This window comes from Moorena producens PAL-8-15-08-1, assembly GCF_001767235.1.
GTDB lineage: Bacteria > Cyanobacteriota > Cyanobacteriia > Cyanobacteriales > Coleofasciculaceae > Moorena > Moorena producens_A.
In genome coordinates this window covers 1,451,101-1,471,436 of the sequence record NZ_CP017599.1, presented here as the reverse complement: position 1 = coordinate 1,471,436, position 20,336 = coordinate 1,451,101, and the positions used below count along the sequence as shown (strand labels likewise).

The 20,336-nt window shown below is 42.6% G+C and carries 19 protein-coding genes and 2 pseudogenes; 11 read left to right on the top strand and 10 right to left on the bottom strand.

What is annotated here, in order from left to right; all coding sequences use genetic code 11:
- Positions 1 to 254 precede the first annotated feature (254 nt).
- The 4 genes from BJP34_RS05630 to BJP34_RS05615 form a co-directional block, all read right to left on the bottom strand.
- Positions 255 to 617, bottom strand: coding sequence for a DUF5615 family PIN-like protein (locus BJP34_RS05630; RefSeq protein WP_070391496.1), 363 nt, complete (start codon positions 615 to 617; stop codon positions 255 to 257).
- Positions 592 to 945, bottom strand: coding sequence for a DUF433 domain-containing protein (locus BJP34_RS05625; RefSeq protein WP_070391495.1), 354 nt, complete (start codon positions 943 to 945; stop codon positions 592 to 594). Before BJP34_RS05625 ends, BJP34_RS05630 begins: the two co-directional genes overlap by 26 nt.
- Positions 946 to 1,000: 55 nt before the next feature.
- Positions 1,001 to 2,704 (bottom strand): ABC-ATPase domain-containing protein, encoded by a 1,704-nt coding sequence (locus BJP34_RS05620; protein WP_070391494.1) that lies wholly within the window; start codon positions 2,702 to 2,704, stop codon positions 1,001 to 1,003.
- 272 nt (positions 2,705 to 2,976) lie between these two features.
- Positions 2,977 to 4,194, bottom strand: coding sequence for a hypothetical protein (locus tag BJP34_RS05615; protein ID WP_070391493.1), 1,218 nt, complete (start codon positions 4,192 to 4,194; stop codon positions 2,977 to 2,979).
- 258 nt (positions 4,195 to 4,452) lie between these two features.
- Between BJP34_RS05615 and BJP34_RS05610 the strand changes: the two genes are divergently transcribed.
- From BJP34_RS05610 to BJP34_RS48440, 3 genes are all read left to right on the top strand, one after another.
- Complete coding sequence (locus tag BJP34_RS05610; RefSeq protein ID WP_070391492.1) at positions 4,453 to 4,929, top strand: Mov34/MPN/PAD-1 family protein; 477 nt, start codon at positions 4,453 to 4,455, stop codon at positions 4,927 to 4,929.
- Positions 4,930 to 4,963: 34 nt separating this feature from the next.
- Complete coding sequence (gene moeB, locus BJP34_RS05605) at positions 4,964 to 6,136, top strand: molybdopterin-synthase adenylyltransferase MoeB (protein ID WP_070391491.1); 1,173 nt, start codon at positions 4,964 to 4,966, stop codon at positions 6,134 to 6,136.
- 98 nt (positions 6,137 to 6,234) lie between these two features.
- On the top strand, positions 6,235 to 6,363 hold the full coding sequence (locus BJP34_RS48440) for a hypothetical protein (protein WP_267876493.1): 129 nt from the start codon (positions 6,235 to 6,237) through the stop codon (positions 6,361 to 6,363).
- A gap of 373 nt (positions 6,364 to 6,736) precedes the next feature.
- On the opposite strand, the gene BJP34_RS05600 is transcribed toward BJP34_RS48440, so the two are convergent.
- Positions 6,737 to 7,318 carry a DJ-1/PfpI family protein gene (locus BJP34_RS05600; RefSeq protein ID WP_070391490.1) on the bottom strand — a complete coding sequence of 194 codons (582 nt, stop codon included), beginning with the start codon at positions 7,316 to 7,318 and terminating at the stop codon, positions 6,737 to 6,739.
- Positions 7,319 to 7,538: 220 nt separating this feature from the next.
- On the opposite strand from BJP34_RS05600, the gene BJP34_RS05595 reads away from it, so the two are divergent.
- Complete coding sequence (locus tag BJP34_RS05595; RefSeq protein ID WP_070391489.1) at positions 7,539 to 7,961, top strand: hypothetical protein; 423 nt, start codon at positions 7,539 to 7,541, stop codon at positions 7,959 to 7,961.
- Positions 7,962 to 8,126: 165 nt separating this feature from the next.
- Positions 8,127 to 9,266 (top strand): AIPR family protein, encoded by a 1,140-nt coding sequence (locus tag BJP34_RS05590; protein WP_070391488.1) that lies wholly within the window; start codon positions 8,127 to 8,129, stop codon positions 9,264 to 9,266.
- Between the two features lie 96 nt (positions 9,267 to 9,362).
- On the opposite strand, the gene BJP34_RS05585 is transcribed toward BJP34_RS05590, so the two are convergent.
- Both BJP34_RS05585 and BJP34_RS50310 read right to left on the bottom strand, forming a co-directional pair.
- Positions 9,363 to 10,238, bottom strand: a complete 876-nt coding sequence (locus BJP34_RS05585) for an Rpn family recombination-promoting nuclease/putative transposase (RefSeq protein WP_070391487.1) — start codon at positions 10,236 to 10,238, stop codon at positions 9,363 to 9,365.
- Between the two features lie 112 nt (positions 10,239 to 10,350).
- A pseudogene (locus BJP34_RS50310) lies at positions 10,351 to 11,441 on the bottom strand (Rpn family recombination-promoting nuclease/putative transposase).
- Between the two features lie 162 nt (positions 11,442 to 11,603).
- Between BJP34_RS50310 and BJP34_RS05575 the strand changes: the two are divergent.
- Positions 11,604 to 13,127, top strand: coding sequence for a RecQ family ATP-dependent DNA helicase (locus tag BJP34_RS05575; protein WP_083305020.1), 1,524 nt, complete (start codon positions 11,604 to 11,606; stop codon positions 13,125 to 13,127).
- 85 nt (positions 13,128 to 13,212) lie between these two features.
- Positions 13,213 to 13,377: a hypothetical protein gene (locus tag BJP34_RS42510; RefSeq protein ID WP_158517032.1), complete on the top strand. Its 165-nt coding sequence runs from the start codon at positions 13,213 to 13,215 to the stop codon at positions 13,375 to 13,377.
- On the opposite strand, the gene BJP34_RS05570 is transcribed toward BJP34_RS42510, so the two are convergent.
- Both BJP34_RS05570 and miaA read right to left on the bottom strand, forming a co-directional pair.
- The gene (locus tag BJP34_RS05570; protein WP_083305019.1) at positions 13,367 to 13,756 is read right to left on the bottom strand and encodes a hypothetical protein; all 390 of its coding nucleotides are present in this window, start codon (positions 13,754 to 13,756) and stop codon (positions 13,367 to 13,369) included. The two genes, BJP34_RS42510 and BJP34_RS05570, sit on opposite strands and share 11 nt — an antisense overlap.
- A gap of 406 nt (positions 13,757 to 14,162) precedes the next feature.
- Entirely contained in the window at positions 14,163 to 15,140 is a 978-nt protein-coding gene (gene miaA, locus BJP34_RS05565; protein ID WP_070396507.1) for a tRNA (adenosine(37)-N6)-dimethylallyltransferase MiaA, read from the bottom strand.
- 202 nt (positions 15,141 to 15,342) lie between these two features.
- Here miaA and gyrB point away from each other — a divergent pair, with 202 nt between their 5' ends.
- A complete protein-coding gene (gene gyrB / locus BJP34_RS05560; RefSeq protein WP_070391486.1) occupies positions 15,343 to 17,790 on the top strand; it encodes a DNA topoisomerase (ATP-hydrolyzing) subunit B in 2,448 nt (815 codons plus the stop codon).
- Here gyrB and BJP34_RS42505 read toward each other — a convergent pair.
- A complete protein-coding gene (locus BJP34_RS42505; protein ID WP_158517031.1) occupies positions 17,765 to 17,911 on the bottom strand; it encodes a hypothetical protein in 147 nt (48 codons plus the stop codon). The genes gyrB and BJP34_RS42505 overlap by 26 nt on opposite strands.
- 853 nt (positions 17,912 to 18,764) lie before the next feature.
- Between BJP34_RS42505 and BJP34_RS05555 the strand changes: the two genes are divergently transcribed.
- From BJP34_RS05555 to BJP34_RS05545, 3 genes and pseudogenes are all read left to right on the top strand, one after another.
- Positions 18,765 to 19,388: a type I restriction endonuclease gene (locus tag BJP34_RS05555; protein WP_070391485.1), complete on the top strand. Its 624-nt coding sequence runs from the start codon at positions 18,765 to 18,767 to the stop codon at positions 19,386 to 19,388.
- Positions 19,389 to 19,507: 119 nt separating this feature from the next.
- Positions 19,508 to 19,951 (top strand): annotated as a pseudogene (locus tag BJP34_RS05550) (XisH family protein).
- Positions 19,939 to 20,265, top strand: a complete 327-nt coding sequence (locus BJP34_RS05545; RefSeq protein ID WP_070391484.1) for a XisI protein — start codon at positions 19,939 to 19,941, stop codon at positions 20,263 to 20,265. Before BJP34_RS05550 ends, BJP34_RS05545 begins: the two are co-directional and overlap by 13 nt.
- Positions 20,266 to 20,336: the final 71 nt, after the last annotated feature.

Below are 20,336 nucleotides of genomic sequence, written 5' to 3'. Positions count from 1 at the left end.
TGCAAAAAAAAAGATATAATTACCGAGACTCGACTCAACTAGGGCATGATCCCCTAAGCCATGTCAGAGTAACAAGGGGGTTTAGCCTTGGTTGTCTTCTAGGTAAGACAGTTGGATGTCTGGTAAGGGTAAGGTTTGACCTATGGGCATGATGGGATGATTGCCGTTAAGCTATGGTACTGTGATTTTCCATGAATGTTGGGGGGCTAGGGGTGCAAAACCTTACCTTAATCAACTAACGCTATGTAATCAGTTTATATCATTGTCAAATGAATAATTTGGTCTTGGTATTCATTTTCAAATGATGCCTCAGCTATAAAGATTAGCTGTTGAATAGTTTCACCGATATTCAATTTTGGACTTAGAATAAAAATTCCTGGTACATGTCTACCTTCAGTTAGGTGATCTGCTAAGTTTACAGGCATTGACTTGCGGTTATTGGTTACCAATACAAAATCATATTCCTCACACCAGCATATAATTTCTGGGTCTTGTGTACCTTTTGGTGGAGTGGCTGGATCTCCAACAGCTCTGACAACTAAATCAGGTGCTTGCCGACGTAGTTGAATCTGATAGACTGGATTTACATTTTCATCCAGCAGATAATTCAGACTCATAGGCTTTATTCTTCGCTTCTTGTTCCGCTTTTAATTTTCGTAATCTAACTATGCCTGAAGGAGGGTTGAGTTCTTGAGCTTTTTGTTGCTGATGACTCCATTCCAGCCAGTCAGAAATATATTGGCTGACAACTTCTTTGTTGTTTAAGTAATAAAGAATTGTGGCATAAACTTGTTCTAAGGTAATGGTGTAAAAACAGTTAAGAATTTCTTCGGGAGTACGATTACGATAAATGTACTCATACAGCACATTCTCAATGCCCACTCGCGTTCCTTTGATACGAATATCATCAGGAGCAATAAAATCAAAATAGTCTTCTATTTTCATCATACTAAGACTTAGTAATTGCTAATTTTAAAAGCACTGTTAAGTGGAATTATCCTCAAAGTACTGACAGGGTCCGCAATCGATTCAGCGCTGCTGCTAATTCCAAGCGGCGGAATTGGACTAAATCCCCTTCAGGCAAGAACGTTAGTACATCCAATCCTTGTTCTTCAATATCTTTCATCACCAGATTCAAAATTTCGGATAGGGTCAACCGTTCATCGATATACTTCTCTTTAGCATAAACAAGAGCCCTGGAAATCCCTCTTAACTGACCTACTTCTACAATCTGCTCAACAGCAGATAAATCAATATTTTCTGCGCCAAACCCTACTTCATCTACATCTCGGACTTTTAATTTTACGGCTTTGCGTCCACGACTGGGGTCAATCCCATCGGCTAATGGTACTCGTGGGGTAATACTACCAAAGTGTTTCCCGCCTTCAGCGGTGCGTTCGGTAAAGTATTTTTCGGCAATTAACTGAGCCTTTTCGGTGACATCCTGGGGTTGGAAGTTGTCCATGGCAATGACGGTATCGGCTACATCAAAGTAATCTCCACTGCCTCCCATGACTAATATAGTAGAGACACTATACTCGCTATAGAGCTGTTTTACTTTATCAATAAATGGTGTAATCGGTTCTTTATCTTTAGCAATCAGCTCCTGCATACGGCGATCGCGAATCATAAAGTTAGTTGCTGCTGTGTCTTCGTCTACCAACAGTAACTCGGTACCGGCCTCCAGTGCTTCCATAATATTTGCGGCCTGGGAGGTGCTACCACTGGCATTGGTGGTGGAAAATTTTTCAGTGGAGCGACCGTGAGGTAATTGATTAATAAATGGGGAAATATCTACACCAGCAATCCCCCGACCATCTTCAGCCCGAATCTTGACAGCGGTGGGATTGGTGACTACTAATTCCCGTCCATCTCCAGGAATATGATTGTAAACGCCTAATTCAATGGCTTTGAGCACTGTGGATTTGCCATGATAGCCACCTCCTACAATCAAGGTGATCCCTTCTGGGATTCCCATACCGGTAATTAATCCTCGATTGGGACAAGTGAATGCTACTTCAAGTGTCTTGGGAGATTGAAATGCGATCGCATTCTCTTGCAATGGTTTGTCATCCACCCCACTGGAGCGTGGCAAAATGGCACCGTTAGGAATAAAAGCAACTAATTCACGGGTTCCCAGCTGTTGACGCAGCCAATCTGCATCTTCCACTGTTTCTACATGATGCTTAATGGCAGCTGGATCGAGGACTTCATACTTGATGGATTGGTCAATAATATCAGGGATATCTTGGCATAGCATTTCTGCGGCCTGACGCCCAGAAATCCGACGACCACGGGCTGGTAATCCTACGACAAACCGGATTTCTACTCCTTCATCACTCACCAAAGCCGAGGTGCGCTCCAGCACGGATTGTCCGACACGGGTAATAGCAATCAAGCCACTATTTCCGGTACCCCGCCGACAGCTCATTTCCCCAGCTACCCAATCAAATGAGCGAGTGAGATAATCTTCTAGGGCAATAGCTCGGCTGTCAGTGCGATACAGCTCACTGGGGAAACCAGCCACTGACTGGGGTAAGTACACGCGCACTTGGCTAGGAGAGGCAAAGGGGTCTCCCTGAACCCTGTCAATGACTAGAGTGAAATCTGGAAACTGATAGCTGCCCTTGATATCTCTGTAGGATTTGTAGCTGCGATCATCGAGTTGTAGGAGTAACGACTCCAATTGATTGCTAGTGGCCATAATTGCAAGCAGAAAATTGCTTGTTAATTGTCAATGGTTACTAGCCAATTGTCAATTAACAAGGGATTCATGACTTTTGAGTGTTTAAGTAAGCATTCAGCCGTCAGCTATCAGCCGTCAGCTTATTTTATTTAAAACTACCGATTGCGCTACGCGCACGCTGCGCGAAAAGCTTTTGAATAAAACAGCTAACCATTTGTTTAATGTGAGTTACGTCTGGATGATAGCTGACCGCTGACCGCTGACCGCTGACCGCTGACCGCTTACGTTTACTAACTTGACTGCTCTGATAGGTTAACTAGACTTAATTCTTGCAGTGATTTTTCCAGAGCAGCGGTTTCCCAATAGAGCTTTATTGCTCCATGAAAGCTGGGATTTACTGTAATATCATCTATAGTATATACGTTTACAAATCCGAATTGAATTGCTTTTATAACAGCCTTTCTGGGAATCAATTCAACATATTTTTTCAAGTAACCAGCACTTATATTCAGCGACACATCAATGCGATGATAATTCCCGACATTCACAAACCCAAACATCTTAATATCAATTTCAGATTGTTCATGAAAAACGGCTTGTTGTAGGGTTAAAGCACCAGCTTCAATAAGTTCTTCCATTTGACCGGCGTCTGCCAAGTTTTGCCTAAATAATCCCAGCAGCTTCCCTAATGTAGCCTCATCTTGATCCTTAAGTACTACTTCTAAGTCTATTCCCAGCTTGTCTTCATTCACAGAGTTTTTGATCAATGCGATCGCACCTTCTCTGAACCCCTGATTTTGTGTTGGCGGATTCTGTCTGACCCCCTGATCTTGTGGTGGCGGATTCTGGTTGAACAGTAAGCTAGGTTGAGCACTGCTTTGCTCACTGCTATCAGATCTATCAATTAAGCCAAACTTAAGTAATAGTTTGTCAATACCTAAAATTTGCTTTTGGGCAGCTTGCCATAGCACTGTTCTGAGGTTAGTCCGAAATTCTCCGATTGGATTTAATAACCACCATGCTTTACGAGACAGAGACTTTTTGGAGAGATGATTCCCCTTATTCCATTGATTTTTCAGCTCCTGATCGGTAAGGTAACGGGACTGAAACGGTAAGGACGAGTCGGGAATAGAGATTAGTAGTTTTCCACCCTCATAGGTTAAGGCAGGGGTAAAAATTTTATCTATTTTAATTTGAATCTCATGGAGTTGGAAGATACTCGTGGGTTGACCGAGGATGCTTATTTGAAAATATTGCAGAAATTCCCCTACTGCCTCCATTTGTTGTAAGGCTAAGTTTTTTACTGACTTAAAGGGAATATTTTTAACAATTTTGACAGATATATTGTAAACCTGCTCCAATGGGATAATGTTGCTAATCGGAATTTTACGACGTTGCAAGCAGTCTATTACTTCCCGGTCATGGTGTTTGAAAATATTGGCGGCATTCTCCTGAAAAAAAAATCGATACTCTTCGTTGTTTGCTATTCTAGTGCGGTTAGGAGTCATATCAAACCCTGGTTATTAAGGACTTGTTAGTTGAAAAGTTACGATTGAGACTGGTGACTTGAGACTGGTTAATTTAAATTTGACCAACACCGAAAACTAATAAGTATTACACCCGACAATATCTTACCTATTACAAGTGATATTATAGTTGATAATTTTAGAATTGATAATTTTTGCTTAAGAGTTGACAGTTGACGGTACTATAGACTCAACTTTCAACAAAAAAATAATTACTTCAAGGGTGATGGTTAAATCGGTATGGGCTTAACACTGGACACTCAGCATCAACTGGCAATTGAAAACCACGCAGAAAGCACCTATCCAGAAGAGTGCTGCGGTTTACTATTGGGTAAGCACCGGGGTGAGGTGAAAACGCTGCTTGAAGTATTACCCACACCGAACAACTGGGATAGTGAAGCAGCTGATGCCTATGCTACGGTTGAGGGCAAACCTCAGGGAGATTATAGCAGACAGCGCCGATTCAGCATTGCTCCTGAGGTGCTACTGCGGGCACAAAAAGACGCACGCGATCGCAATCTCGATATAATCGGGATCTATCACTCTCATCCGGATCACCCAGCGGTACCTTCAGAATTTGATCGTGCGATCGCATGGCAGCAATACTCGTATATTATTGTTGCCGTTGAGGAAGGTAAAGCGTGTGACTTCAGAAGTTGGAGCCTGGATGAACACCACCAGTTCCAGCCAGAAGAAACTATCATTATCAAAGGTTAAGTCCTGAGTCTTACCGCTTCAAACCCAACATGCCATGTTAAATCCCAATCTAGATGAAATCCAATTAAGTAAAGACGAATACGAACGTTACTCCCGACACCTGATTTTGCCCGAAGTTGGGTTAGATGGACAAAAACGCCTCAAAGCTGCCAGTGTCCTATGTGTAGGTAGTGGTGGATTAGGTTCACCCCTATTGCTCTATCTTGCTGCTGCTGGAATTGGAAACCTAGGTCTAGTAGATTTCGATGTTGTAGATAGTTCTAATCTCCAGCGTCAGGTAATTCACGGGACGTCGTGGGTAGGTAAACCCAAAATTCAGTCGGCCAAAGAGCGGATTCTAGAAATCAACCCTCACTGTCAGGTAGACCTCTACGAAACCCTGCTGAATTCCGAGAATGCCTTGGAAATCATGGCACCCTATGACATTATCGTCGATGGTACGGACAACTTTCCCACCCGTTACCTAGTCAATGATGCGTGTGTACTTCTGAATAAGCCAAACGTCTATGGCTCTATTTTCCGGTTTGAGGGACAGGCGACAGTCTTTAATTACGAAGGTGGTCCCAACTACCGCGACTTGTTCCCTGAGCCCCCACCACCAGGAATGGTACCTTCCTGTGCCGAAGGAGGGGTTTTGGGCATTCTGCCAGGAATTATTGGCGTGATCCAAGCAACGGAAACGGTCAAAATTATTTTAGGCCAGGGGGATACCCTCAGTGGACGTTTGTTGCTGTACAACTCTTTGAATATGACTTTCCGGGAATTGAAACTGGGACTCAATCCAGAACGACCGGTGATTGAGAAGTTGATTGACTATCAACAATTCTGTGGCATTCCCCAAGCTAAAGAAGAGGAAGCCAAACGCCAGATGGATATCAAAGAGATGAATGTCCAGGAGCTCAAGGAACTCATGGAAAGTGGTGCGGATGATTTTGTTTTGATTGATGTCCGCAATCCCCATGAGTATGACATTGCTAAGATTTCTGGCTCAGTTCTAGTGCCATTACCGGATATTGAACAGGGTTCTGGTGTAGAAAAAGTCAAGGAGCTGGTTAATGGTCATCGCTTGATTGCCCATTGTAAAAAGGGAGGTCGCTCAGCGAAAGCCTTGGGGATTTTGAAAGAGGCTGGTATTGAAGGGATTAATGTTAAAGGGGGTATTACCGCCTGGAGTCAGGAAATTGATTCATCAGTACCGCAATATTAACAACATAAGTATAGTTTAGGACATAGTTTTTGGTTTCAAGGGAACAGGGAACAGGAAACAGGGAACAGGGAACAGAAATATGTCTTAACCTTGTCTTGATGCAGTCGCTCATGGGGGAAACCACGGCAGTCGCTCATGGGGGAGACCCCCAAGACCGCGCTGCCTTCCCAAGACCGCGCTGCATCGCTTACTTGGACTGCTATAGGAACTGGATGTGGCAACCATAACGAGAATTGCATTCTAGCGGTTTTTATCCTAATGAGGTACAAATAATTTTTGCCCTGTTCCCTCTCTTCCCCTCCTGGGAGGGGTTAGGGTTGGGTTACTATTCCCTGTTCCCTGTTCCCTGTTCCCTAAAACCCTAAACTCTGTACCTCACAAAATTAAAAAAAGCTAGAGTTGTATTTGGTGCGATCGCAGATGAGTTTGCGATCGCTATTTTATTTACTGGTCACCAATGCTGCTAATTCTGTAGATACTGTCTGATCTCAAAGTATAGTTCAGCACTGATCTCAAAGTTGCTCCCTGCTTGCTCCCTACTCCCTGCTCCCTACTCCCTAAAATCCAGGAATTTATACCTTACCCCATTGAAAAGTGCTATCAATGCTCGATGCGAGTACCTAAAACTTTGAGGAATTCTGCTAGCCACTGGGGATGAGCAGGCCAAGCGGGAGCTGTTACTAAATTACCGTCTACTATTGCTTGATCTACTGGGATATCAGCATAGCTTCCACCAGCACGGGTAACATCGGGACCACAGGCTGGATAAGCGGAACATTTTTTACCTTGGATTACATCTGCTGCTGCCAACAATTGAGCACCATGACAAATGGCTGCGATTGGTTTGTTCGCTTGGGCAAAGTGCTGCACGATTTTGATCACATCTTGATTGAGGCGGATGTATTCTGGTGCTCGCCCCCCTGGAATCACTAGGGCGTCATAATCTTCAGGATTGATCCCATCAAAGGTGGCATTGAGGGTGAAGTTGTGACCAGGCTTCTCCGTGTAAGTCTGGTCTCCTTCAAAGTCATGAACCGCTGTGCGAACAATGTCCCCAGCTTTTTTGTCAGGACAGACAGCATCAACGGTATGTCCTACCATCTGCAACCCTTGGAAGGGAACCATCACTTCGTAGTCTTCTACAAAGTCACCTACAAGCATTAAGATTTGCTTTCCTGCCATGTTATCACTCCTGTGGTTTGAATCGGCATTCCTATTGAGCAATTCTAATGTATCAAGCTTTTCCCTTATCAATAAAGATTTGGTAATTTAATACCTATAAACTTCTTTAAGTGTGAGATTAGCGGAAACCTTTACTGTGATAGTATGATAAACTGAGTGAGGATAGGAAGCGACCAGGAGTGCATAATTTATGATTTTCGGATGTTAAACATAATAAATCATGAACAATCAATCATCTACATTTCATATCAACCAATTAGAAGCTGACTTGAAAAGGCTTTTTGGTGAACCTGAAGTAATAATAGATATGTCAGATTATGAAACGAAAAAAGAAAATGAAAAACAGTTAGCTTTCAAAAGTCGAGCCTTGGCAGCTTATTCCCTCCATATTTTAGCTGATGCTCGTCCTAGCCAAGCCGCCCAAGCTGTTGTTGATGGGTATGACGACAATGGCATTGATGCTCTCCTGTTTCAGAAAAAACAAAATACCCTTTGGTTAGTTCAGTCTAAGTGGATACAAAACGGTAAAAATACCCCGAAAGCCGCAGAAATGCGAACTTTTAAAGATGGAATATTCGATCTATTAAATTACAGTAAACGCTCTGAAAGATTTAATCATAAATTTGAATATAAAGAACAATAAATTAACTCAGCTTTAAACAGTCCGGGACTTAAAATCAAAGTTGTCATTACTCATACCAGCTCAAAATTATCTAATAAGAGTCGTGAGGTTCTTGAAGATCTAATTCAAGACCTTAATGATATAAGCAATATAGCTTCTCTTGAAGAGTTTAACCTGAAAAAGGCATTGCAAGCCCTCCACGACCAGAACAACCCAAAAAACATAGATGTTAAATTTTATCTGGAAAACTGGGGAATGATAGCCGAGCCTTATCAGGCATTCTACGGGCAGATTAATGCGGTCGATGTGGGCAAATGGTGGGTGGAGAATAAAAACCGACTGTTTGCTCAAAATATCCGAGAATTTCTGGGGAATAGTGATGTTAATGAGGAAATGGTAAAAACCTTAGAGAATGACCCAGAACTCTTCTGGTACTTTAATAATGGTATCACGGTTTTGTGTCAAGAAATATCTCAAGTTGGAGTCAACAAAAATAGAAAATTTGGAGAGTTTCAAGCTAAAGGAATTAGTATTGTCAATGGGGCTCAAACCATAGGTTGTATCGGAGCTTTATATGAAGATTCATCCCCGGAGATAATAGAAAAACTTGAGGATGCAGAAATATCCATTCGATTTATTTCTTTAGAAAAATGCCAAGAGGATTTTGGAGAAAAAGTAACTCGGGCAACAAACACCCAAAATAAAGTAGAAAACCGAGATTTTGTCGCCTTAGATCCTCAACAAGAAAGGCTGTATAGAGAGTTCAAAACTCTTGGTAAAAAATATCACTACAAGCGCACAGCGGAAACAATTGAGAGAAATGATAAAAATTACGAGTTAGATGAAGCCACTGTAGCTTTAGCTTGTGCTAACTCCCATATCGATTTAGTGATGACAGCCAAACAAGAACTCAGTAAACTTTGGTCTGATCCCTCGAAACCTCCATATACGAAATTATTTAACTCTCATGTAAACGCACTACAATTATATAGACAGATTGAGATAAAGCGAGAGGTTGAATCGATTATCAAAAATGAGCAAGTCAAGGATAATAGTCAAATAGCAGACGCTTTATTTAAGCACGGTAAGCTCTTCATTTTACATCTGGTTTTTACAAAAATACCAAAAAAATATTTGGCCAATGAAACAAGTGAAAAAGATTTTAATTTATACAAAAATAATCAGTTACCAGAGTTGGTAAAAAACATCATAAAAGTAGCTGAAGACTACCTGAACAAAAATAACAATCAAAGTCACATTTGGCATTTATTTAGAAGTATGAAAAAACTCAAAGACCTTAAATCTTTCATTATTAAAAGTAGTTAGATATCGCTAATATCTAAAAAAGACCTGATCTAATCAGGTCTTTTCAAAATCATATTTCCACCAACAATCCTAGCGGTGAACACTAACAGTTCAATGTCAGCCGTGCTCCAACCAAACCGCTAAATCCGTTGCGGTCTTAAAATCCAACAACGCTTCACTCAATTCCTCCAATCGAGTAATGGATAATCCCTCAATCTGCTGTTCGAGCACAGGGTCAAGTAAACCTAACCTCAGGGTTAGTTGACGCATCACAATTAATACCGCTTCCTCCTGCTTTCCTCGGTCGATTCCCTGCTGGAGTCCCTGCTGGAGTCCCTGCTGGAGTCCCTTTTGGACTCCCTTTTGGATAATATCTTGATAGGTGACTGATTCTTCCATAACTTCCTCCCTCAATAATCGACGGACTAACTCTTTCTCAAACCGTAAACCAGCCAGCACATCCACACAGGCCGCTAGGTTTCCCCGTAATGGTTTTTCTTCAATGTTATCCACTTCCGCAACCACTTGCTGTAACAATTGATTAGGGTTATTACTCCTAGCTAGAGTGGCCAAGGGTAACAGAGCTCGATTGGCCAATAGTGGTAATGGGTCTTGTTCCCACAAGCGAATTACTCTATAACTATGCCAGGTGTTAGTATCCCTAAACTCGTTAGTAAATACCAGATCTGAGGTCGTCGATTTTAGGAAAATCACGACCTGGTCAATCCGACATCGGTATTTACGTTGTAGTCTGACCCAGTAGTCTAACATCCGAAATGGTAATGGTGGCTCGGATTGGGGTAGGGTTTGAAATTCTAGATGCAGAATTTGGTTAGTGCTTTGCAGTAGACTCAGAGCATCAGCTTGAATTGGTTCAGCACTTAATTCCGCTTTAAGTACCTGAATATCTCTAGGTTCTTCACCCAATAGCCAATGAAAAAACTCCGATGGGTATTCTTCTGCTAAGTATTTACAAATATTATCGTAGGCCAAGGCAAATTGTTCAAAGTTAACACTATCTCAGATAGTTTAGGGAATCTGAACTAAAAAATTGATCGCACCTGGATCTTGTTTATGGAGTCAAGCTATGATAAAGCCCTTGATTCTAGTTAAAGTTCTGTTGGAGCCAGTTGAGTAAGTCTTCACTGGTCTGAAAATCCCAGATGGCTTCTGATAAACGCTCTAGCTCTTGATTCGTCAAAGCTTCGATTAATGCCATGATATTACTGGTTAGTTTGCCAAAAGCGATGCAGCGCGGTCTTGGGGGTCCCCCCCATGAGCGACTGCATCAAGACACGGCGCTCAAGCTGTCGCAATATTACCCTTCTTTCCCCTTGTACTCGTCCCTGTATTATTCCCTGTTCTATTCCCTGTATTATTCCCTGTTCTATTCCCTGTATTATTCCCTGTTCTATTCCTTCCCGTTGAGCTAGACTCAATGCACCTCGCGTGTCCTCCAAGACCATCTCCTGCTTGCGGATTTTTTCCAATTCTGACACACTCAACCCCGCTTGATTGGCTATAGTTAACGCTTTTTATAACTGTGGTATTTCCCTGAGATTGTCAGGAATAATTTCTAAACTGGGAGCTTCTTTGATAAAATATATCCACTTATCTATCACACTTTCTAACTCTTCCAGCTGCTTAGTGAATTTGGGAAGTTCCACAAACACCATTGCTAATTCATTTTCCTGATAAGCGAAGCGCTCTTCTTCTTCTTTCAAGCAAAAACAGCTAATTACTTTCTGTGTTGATGGGAATAGTTTAAAATCGGTGATAGTTAAAGCAATGACTGGATTGATATCGAAATATCCTTGTCCCGATTTTAGTTGATTACCATAGGTTTTGCACAAGTTATACACGACTCGCTTCTTGAAAGCCTCTACATTCCAGATTTGCATTTCAATCAGCACAGTTGTTCGATCCTCTAATACTGCCTTAACATCGAGATAAACATCCACATAAGTGTCTTGTAACTCCACTACATCCCCGGCACTATAGGGGTCAAGGATTTCTAAATCCTGGATGACCGAATCGCCGGAGTAGATCATGGCATTGAGGAGCGATGCAGCGCGGTCTTGGGGGTTTCCCCCATGAGCGACTGCATCAAGACAAGGAAATCAGAATATCCTTACTTTCATCTGAGCCAAAGATTTTATTGAAACCAAAGTCAGTTTTGGGACTAATGAATCTCATGGTTTTAGCAGTTTACTAGGTGGAGTGGTTAGTCAATGTCTTTTCTAGGGAATCTCACGGACATCGTTTCAGTAATCATCCTAGCAAAATCCGTTGATATTCTAGTGTATAACCGTTCAGCATTTCTATAAAATTAAAAGGAATCAACGGAAGAAAAGCAGGATGATTGTTAAAAATACTAGCAAGACTACTAGCAACAATAATACTAGCAAGACTACTAATAGTAATCAAGCCAGTAATCATCAATGGGATGATGTTCGTGCAGCCTTGAAACGATTTTGGGGCTACGAGGATTTTAGACCTCCCCAAGGTGAAATTATTCGGATGATTTTAGAACAACGGGATGCTTTAATTGTTTTGCCTACTGGTGGTGGTAAGTCGATTTGTTTTCAACTACCAGCGTTACTACAAACTGGATTAACATTAGTGATTTCTCCACTGGTAGCATTGATGGAAAATCAGGTGCAGGAATTGCGCGATCGCAAATTACCTGCTGCTCTGTTACATAGTGAATTACCTCGCTACCAACGGCAACAAACTCTTAAAGCTCTAGAAAAGCAGCAACTGCGATTGCTCTACTTATCCCCAGAAACTCTACTCAGTGAACCAGTGTGGAAACGGTTGTGTCAGCCACAGGTTCAGATTAATGGATTGATTTTAGATGAAGCCCATTGTTTGGTTCAATGGGGTGATACCTTTAGACCTGCTTATCGCCGTTTGGGAGCAGTGAGACCAGCACTGCTCAAGTGTAAGCCCAAGGGAACAAAAATTGCGATCGCATCCTTTACTGCTACCGCTGACCCCAAGGCTCAACAAACCATCCGCAAAGTCTTGCAACTGCGACAACCCCAAACATTTTTAATTAGCCCCTATCGAGAGAATCTTAACCTCCAGGTCCAAACCGTCTGGACTCCCAAAGGACGCGAAACACGAGTATTGAACTATATTAAAGCCAGACCTAAACAAGCTGGGTTAGTCTATGTCCGTTCCCGAAAAGATAGTGAAGTGTTAGCGCAATGGTTTACTTCCTTGGGGTATTCCACCGCAGCATACCACGCTGGCTTGGGTGCTCAGGAACGTCGGAAAATTGAAGCTAGCTGGATTAGTGGTCAGACCCAATTTGTGGTATGTACCTGTGCCTTTGGCATGGGGATTAATAAGCCAGATGTACGCTGGGTCGTGCATTTCCAAGCACCTTTACTCTTATCGGAATATATTCAGGAAGTAGGTCGTGGCGGCAGGGATGGTAAACCAGCAGATGCTTTGACCTTAGTCAGTGAACCAACAGGATGGTTCAATCCAGAGGATAAGCAACGACAAGAGTTTTTTGCCCATCAAATGCGATCGCAATACCAACAAGCTCAACAGTTAGCAAAGCAATTACCAGCCCAGGGAGAAGTAGCCAAAGTAGCCAAAGAGTTTCCCAATGGTGCCATAGCCTTAGCACTCCTCGACAGTGCTGGTCAACTAGAATGGATTGATCCATTCCATTACCGGCAACACCGGTCTAGAAAATCTCCGTCCCTAGGACAGGTTAGTACTATCCAACAGCAAGCCCAGTCTCAGATGAATCAATACCTGAAAACTCGCCAGTGTCGTTGGCAATTTTTACTAAAGGCATTTGGTTTTACTCAAGAAGCCGTTGGCTTTAAATGCGATCGCTGTGATAATTGTTTATCCCATTGATCAATTGGATTAGCTACTTCGTCTTAGGTTTTAGGGAGTAGGGAGTAGGGAGTAGGGAGTAGGGAGTAGGGCAAGAGAGGGAAGGGTGGGGAGATGGGGAGATGGGGAGATGGGGAGATGGGGAGTAATTGTGCTTGTTTTAGGCTACCTTAAAATAAGCTGTCGCGCATTTAAACGACCTTGTCTTGATGCAGCCCCTCCCCATAAGCGACTGCATCAAGACACAGCTTATTCAATTTTTAGTTTTTAGATTCCTGTAATTCCTTTAAATAATTATTTAGTCTCAACAGACTATATATTCCTAGGGCTGTACCAATTGGTAAACTCAACAGATTCACACATGCCGCAATCCAGTTAGCAGTATTTGGCTTGGCTCGCTGATAGAATAATCCTGCCATTATATTAACAATTCCAAACCCAAGTAGAAATATATGCATGGCGATAGTGAATAAAATTATCCAACTATCACATGCATCTCCTCGGAAAGGTTCATTCATACATAATGAAGGACGCATCTGGATTATATATCTCGAAAAATCGAAATAAATACTAAATGGCAACAATCCAAAGAAGAAATAAATGCCGCCCCAAATATAGTGAAAGATACTGAGCCACTTGAAACGTTTCATAAAGTTATCTCCATTATCTTGTAATCATTCAGCTCATGGGCTACGCCCAGGCTGTCTTGATGCAGTTCCTCCCCACTCGCTCGCGCTTGGGATCAAGACAACAGGTAAGCATTCATTTAATCTGAGTTACCTCCCAGTGTTAGCTTAGCGTTAGCGAAAAGCTCAGGCATCATGGCTGAATGCTTACTATATATTGACTACTAATCGGAAGTTACCAATTCCCGATTTTCAATTCTCAATTATCAATTCTTAATTCGCGCATTCTACTTGGTGGTGCGTTACAGGGCAGGCGATCCTAATACTGGCTACAAAATGGAAAATGAGGGCAAGCCCGCCTTATCACGCACCCTACATTCTGCTGCTAGAATTTTTAATTCTAAATTCTAAATTCGCGCATTCTAAATTATTAGAAAAAACTTTCTATCCGTTGCCAAACCTTATCCAACAAATCAGGACAATCCGCATCAAACCATTCAATCTCAGGATAAGCCTTAAACCAAGTGCGTTGACGTTTAGCAAATTGGCGAGTGTGGACAACAGTTAACTCTCTGGCCTGATCAAGGGATAAGTTACCAGCAAGATAATCTTTAAATTCCCGATATCCCAAGGTATCCAGTAACGGTAAATTCCATCCATACTTCTCAACAATAGTTTCCACCTCAGCCACAAAACCTTCTGCTAACATTTGGTCAGTACGCTGAGCAATCCGCTGGGTAATAGTTTCAGAATCCCGACATTCCAAACCAATCTGGAGAATTGGATAATTAGGAGGATTCTCTCCCTGCTGCTGTGATATCGGAATTCCAGTTACATAAAATACTTCCAATGCCCGCAATGTCCGCACTTGGTCATTGGGATGAATCTTCTGAGCAGCAACAGGGTCAATCTGTTGGAGGAAGTTATAGAGCTGAGCTTGACCAAGAGCAGCTAGTTGCGGACGCAAATCTTCCTGAGGCGCAACCCGAGGAATTTTTAACCCCCGCACTACCGATTTGATATATAAACCAGTACCACCAACTAAGAAAAGAGGTTTATTGTTTAAATCTGCTTGATCTAGCTGGTATTCCTTTTGTTTCCTGTGTTTGCTAGCTATAATTTCCTGGGCTTGCTGTTGATAATCAGCTACAGTTAAGGTTTCGGTTGGGTCACAGATGTCGATCAGATAATGGGGTACCTGCTGTTGTTGAGCTAGTGTCGGCTTAGCGGTTCCAATATCAAATTCTCGGTAAACCTGACGAGAATCAGCATTAAGAATTATTGAACTAACGCGCTGGGCTAATGCTATTCCTAGACTAGACTTACCTGTGGCTGTGGCACCGCAAATTACGATTACTGCTGAGTGCTCAGTGTTAAGTGTTGAGTTTTGGGCGGAGGGCTGTTTCATCTTCCATTGTGGCATTCGCGATCAACTCGACCACTGACCCACTGATAAGGTCATAAACTATATAGTCAATCCCCTATAGAAATAATCTATGAAAGTGGGCTGTGGTCGCCTATAAGGCTTTTGTGCTACAATCTTTTGGTGTTTTATCATTTTTGATAAATCATAGCCTTTCAAAGCTTTTAACAGAGAACCCCGAAAGATTATGACGAGTAGTTACAGTGCCGATCAGATTCAAGTTCTAGAAGGTCTCGAACCGGTGCGGAAACGCCCAGGGATGTACATCGGGACAACTGGACCTAGGGGTCTCCATCATCTAGTCTACGAAGTTGTAGACAATTCCATCGATGAAGCGCTGGCTGGGTATTGTACTCACATCGAAGTTGATATCAATAGCAATGGTTCCGTAACCGTTACCGATGACGGACGAGGAGTTCCTACGGACACCCACCCTACCACAGGGAAATCAGCACTGGAAACCGTAATGACCGTACTTCATGCCGGTGGTAAATTTGGTGGTGGCGGCTATAAAGTCTCTGGAGGATTGCACGGTGTTGGTGTTTCCGTAGTGAATGCTCTGTCTGAGTGGGTAGATGTAACGGTGTGGCGGGAGAAAAAAGAACATACCCAGCGCTATGAGCGGGGTGTGCCCATGACTGAACTACTCGTCAAGCCCTATAAAAAAAACCACACTGGTACCTCAGTAAACTTCAAGCCAGATACCGAAATCTTTACTGGCGGTATTGAGTTTGATTACACTACCTTATCCGGACGTCTCCGAGAACTGGCTTACCTGAATGCTGGTGTTAAAATTACCTTCTCAGACCATCGCCTGGAAGAACCCAGAGTAGAAGCCTATCACTACGAGGGAGGTATCCAGGAGTATGTCGCTTACATGAACCGAGAAAAGCACCCCCTACACGAGGAGATTATCTACATACAAGGGGAACGCAAAAGTATCCAAGTGGAAGTGGCACTACAATGGTGCATTGATGCCTATAGTGATAATTTGCTGGGTTTTGCTAACAATATTCGCACCATTGATGGTGGTACCCACTTGGAAGGGCTCAAGACTGTCTTGACCCGAACCATGAATGCGATCGCACGCAAGCGCAATAAAATCAAAGAAAGTGAGTCTAACCTAGGTGGTGAGAATGTCCGAGAAGGATTAACTGGGGTGATTTCTGTCAAAGTCCCAGAGCCAGAATTTGAAGGTCAAACCAAAACTAAACTGGGAAATACAGAAGTAAGGGGCATTGTAGATTCCCTAGTTGGGGAAGTATTGACTGAATACCTGGATTTTCGTCCCCAAGTAGTTGATACGATCTTAGAAAAAGCCATTCAGGCCTATAAAGCGGCAGAAGCTGCTCGTCGTGCTCGTGAATTAGTGCGGCGCAAGTCAGTACTAGAGTCTTCTCCCTTACCCGGTAAGTTAGCCGATTGTAGTTCTCGGGACCCAGGGGAATCAGAGATATTTATCGTTGAGGGGGATAGTGCAGGGGGATGTTTTTCTGGAGAGACACAGGTTGCCCTGGCTGATGGACGCTCCTTGAGCTTCAAGGAACTTGTAGCTGAACAAGCTATGGGTAAAGAGCATTTTTGCTACACCATTACCAATAACGGCAGCATCGGAATAGAACGGATTATCAATCCCAGGATGACCAAAGCCAATGCTAAAGTCATCAAACTTACCTTAGATAACTCAGAAACCATTATTTGCACTCCCGATCACCGCTTCATGTTGCAAGATGGTAGTTATAAGCCAGCAGTATCTCTGACCCCTGATGATTTGCTAATGCCTCTGTATCGGCCACTAGCAGAAATCAGGAAACAGGCACAAGTCAAAACCCAAAACAAAGAAGTTTATTCCGCTTTTGGGGGTAATCAGACACAGGTTTGTGAAGCTGTTGCTAACTATAACTACCAAGTTGTTTCCATTGAATCCCTAGAACAATTGGTAGATGTTTATGATATAGAAGTGCCTCATACCCATAACTTCGCTTTAGAGAGTGGGGTGTTTGTTCACAACAGTGCTAAACAAGGACGCGATCGCCAATTTCAAGCCATTCTCCCCCTCCGTGGAAAAATCCTCAACATTGAGAAAACTGATGATGCCAAAATTTACAAGAACACAGAAATCCAATCCCTAATTACAGCCCTAGGGCTAGGGATTAAAGGAGAAGAATTCGATCCGTCCAATTTACGCTACCACCGCATTGTAATTATGACTGATGCTGATGTGGATGGCGCTCACATCCGTACTTTATTACTAACCTTCTTCTACCGCTATCAACGAGCCCTTGTGGACCAAGGGTACATCTACATCGCTTGTCCTCCCTTATATAAACTAGAACGAGGTCGCAACCATAACTATTGTTATAGCGATCGCGAACTACAACAGCGGATTAGCCAATTTCCTGAAAACGCTAACTATAACATCCAACGATTCAAAGGATTAGGTGAAATGATGCCACAGCAGTTGTGGGACACCACCATGAATCCCGAAACTCGCACCATGAAGCAAATCGAAATCGAAGATGCTGCTGAAGCAGACAGAATCTTTACTGTACTCATGGGAGACCGGGTTGCTCCTCGCCGCCAATTCATTGAAACCTATGGCGCTCGACTCAATCTAAACGATTTAGATATTTAGAGTCTAGGTTATAGCGGTTTTGAATTTGGTGAGGTACAGATTTCCTGGTTTTAGGGAACAGCGGATCTCGGAACAGCGGATCTGGGAACAGCGGATCTGGGAAAAAATCTGTATACCTCATTAAGCTAAAAACCGCTATAGTACAATTAATCGTAGGGTGGGCAGTGATTCCTAATAAATTTCGAGCTGGTACTAGGGGTTATTGGCACTGCCCACCATCAGAGTCAAATTAATCGTAGGGTGGGCAGTGATTCCTAATAAATTTCGAGCTGGTACTAGGGGTTATTGGCACTGCCCACCATCAGAGTCAAATTAATCGTAGGGTGGGCAGTGATTCCTAATAAATTTCGAGCTGGTACTAGGGGTTATTGGCACTGCCCACCATCAGAGTCAAATTAATCGTAGGGTGGGCAGTGATTCCTAATAAATTTCGAGCTGGTACTAGAGATTATTGGCACTGCCCACCATCAGAGTCAAATTAATCGGAAGGTGGGCAGTGATTCCTAATAAATTTCGAGCTGGTACTAGAGATTATTGGCACTGCCCACCATCAGAGTCAAATTAATCGTAGGGTGGGCAGTGATTCCTAATAAATTTCGAGCTGGTACTAGGGGTTATTGGCACTGCCCACCATCAGAGTCAAATTAATCGTAGGGTGGGCAGTGATTCCTAATAAATTTCGAGCTGGTACTAGGGGTTATTGGCACTGCCCACCATCAGAGTCAAATTAATCGTAGGGTGGGCAGTGATTCCTAATAAATTTCGAGCTGGTACTAGAGATTATTGGCACTGCCCACCATCAGAGTCAAATTAATCGGAAGGTGGGCAGTAATCATACTCATTTCAAACTTTAGCATCGGTATGATCCTTACTGCCCACCCTACATCTGTTCCCTATTCCCTATTCCCTGTTCCCTTTGCTATACAACAGTTTTGCTATAATTATTAATATAGGATGAGTAAATCAATCAAGCCATGGTTACCGCAATTCCAGCTAACCAAATTACCCTATACGATTTAAGAGTAAAGTTTGGCTTAGAGCGCACCGATGATGAGCAATTCTTTCAGGAGTGGCAAGATGATTTACCAGAACTAACAGAATTAGAAAAAAAAGAGCTAAACGAAATAAAGAAAGACTATCTCCACTTATCAGAGCGCCCAATGGTGGAAACCATTGTCAAAATGGTAGTACTTTCCCCATTATTGAAACTAGCTGGTTTTTATCGTCCTCCCTTTTATATTACTGCAGAGAAAGTCGTAGAAATTACTTCCCAAGATCAAGAAACAATTATTACCGGACGACTTGACCTACTGATCTATACTCCAGAATTTTGGGTATTAGTCATCGAAGCCAAACGAGCCGATTACTCCCTGGAAGTTGGCATCCCCCAAGCACTAAGTTATATGCTAGGAAATATTGAATCAAAAAGACCTGCTTTTGGATTTATCACCAATGGCCCAGATTTTATTTTCCTAAAACTGAGCAAAGACAATACACCCAAGTATGGTGAGTCAGATTCATTTTCCCTTCGGAATAAGACAGGCTTGGAGCAGGTTCTCAAAATCCTAAAGCGGTTTAATGAATTAGTGAGCCAATAACCAAGTTCAGTAGGGTGTGTTAGGGACGGGCTCGCACTGATTTTCCGTCTGGTAGTGTTGGGACAGCCCGTCCCGTAACGCACCGCCAGTGTTGGGAATTTCATTATAATAATCAAAGTATGGCCAAAGATATTTTCCACAATACAGTTAAAACAGCTCTACAAAAAGATGGTTGGCTGATTACTCACGATCCCTATCAACTGCGCTACGGCATGGCTGATATCTATATCGATCTGGCTGCGGAAGAAGCGATCGCCTTTGGCGCGCTCTGAAGAGCGATCGCTGCTGAGAAAGAAGGTTGTAAAATAGCAGTGGAGGTTAAAAGCTTTGCCGGTGGCTCAACTATCTCTCAATTTCACACCGCTCTTGGTCAGTTTCTTAACTATCGGATTGCTTTAGAAATCTCTGATGAGCCAGAACGAATTTTGTATCTGGCGATTCCCAAAGATACCTACCAAATGTTCATTCGATTTGAACCTGCAAAAACTGTGATTGAAAGATATCAAGTCCGATTAATTGTTTACGATGGGGATGATGAGGTTATTGACCAATGGATAAATTAGATCAATATCGCCAAATTACCTGCGAATTTTTAGAAAGTTTTGCTAGTTATGATCTCAATGCTCAACTTATCTTTGATAGAGAACGGGATTGTTATTTGGTTTTCCACAACGAATGGCGTAATGAGTACCGCATCTATGGCTGCGCTATGCATCTTGAGCTAATCGAAGGTCAAATCTGGATACAGCACAATAGCACTGAGATTTATATTGATCGTGAATTAATTGAGCGGGGTGTTTCTCCCAAAGATATTATACTAGGATTTCGCTCTCCCAGCGTCCGCAAACGTATTGCTGCTGCGATGGAAGACAAGTAAATGCGCAACCTAACAGCAAGGTAGTAGGGTGGGCAAATAATCAAAGTCAGTAGGGGTTTGGTGGGCAAAGC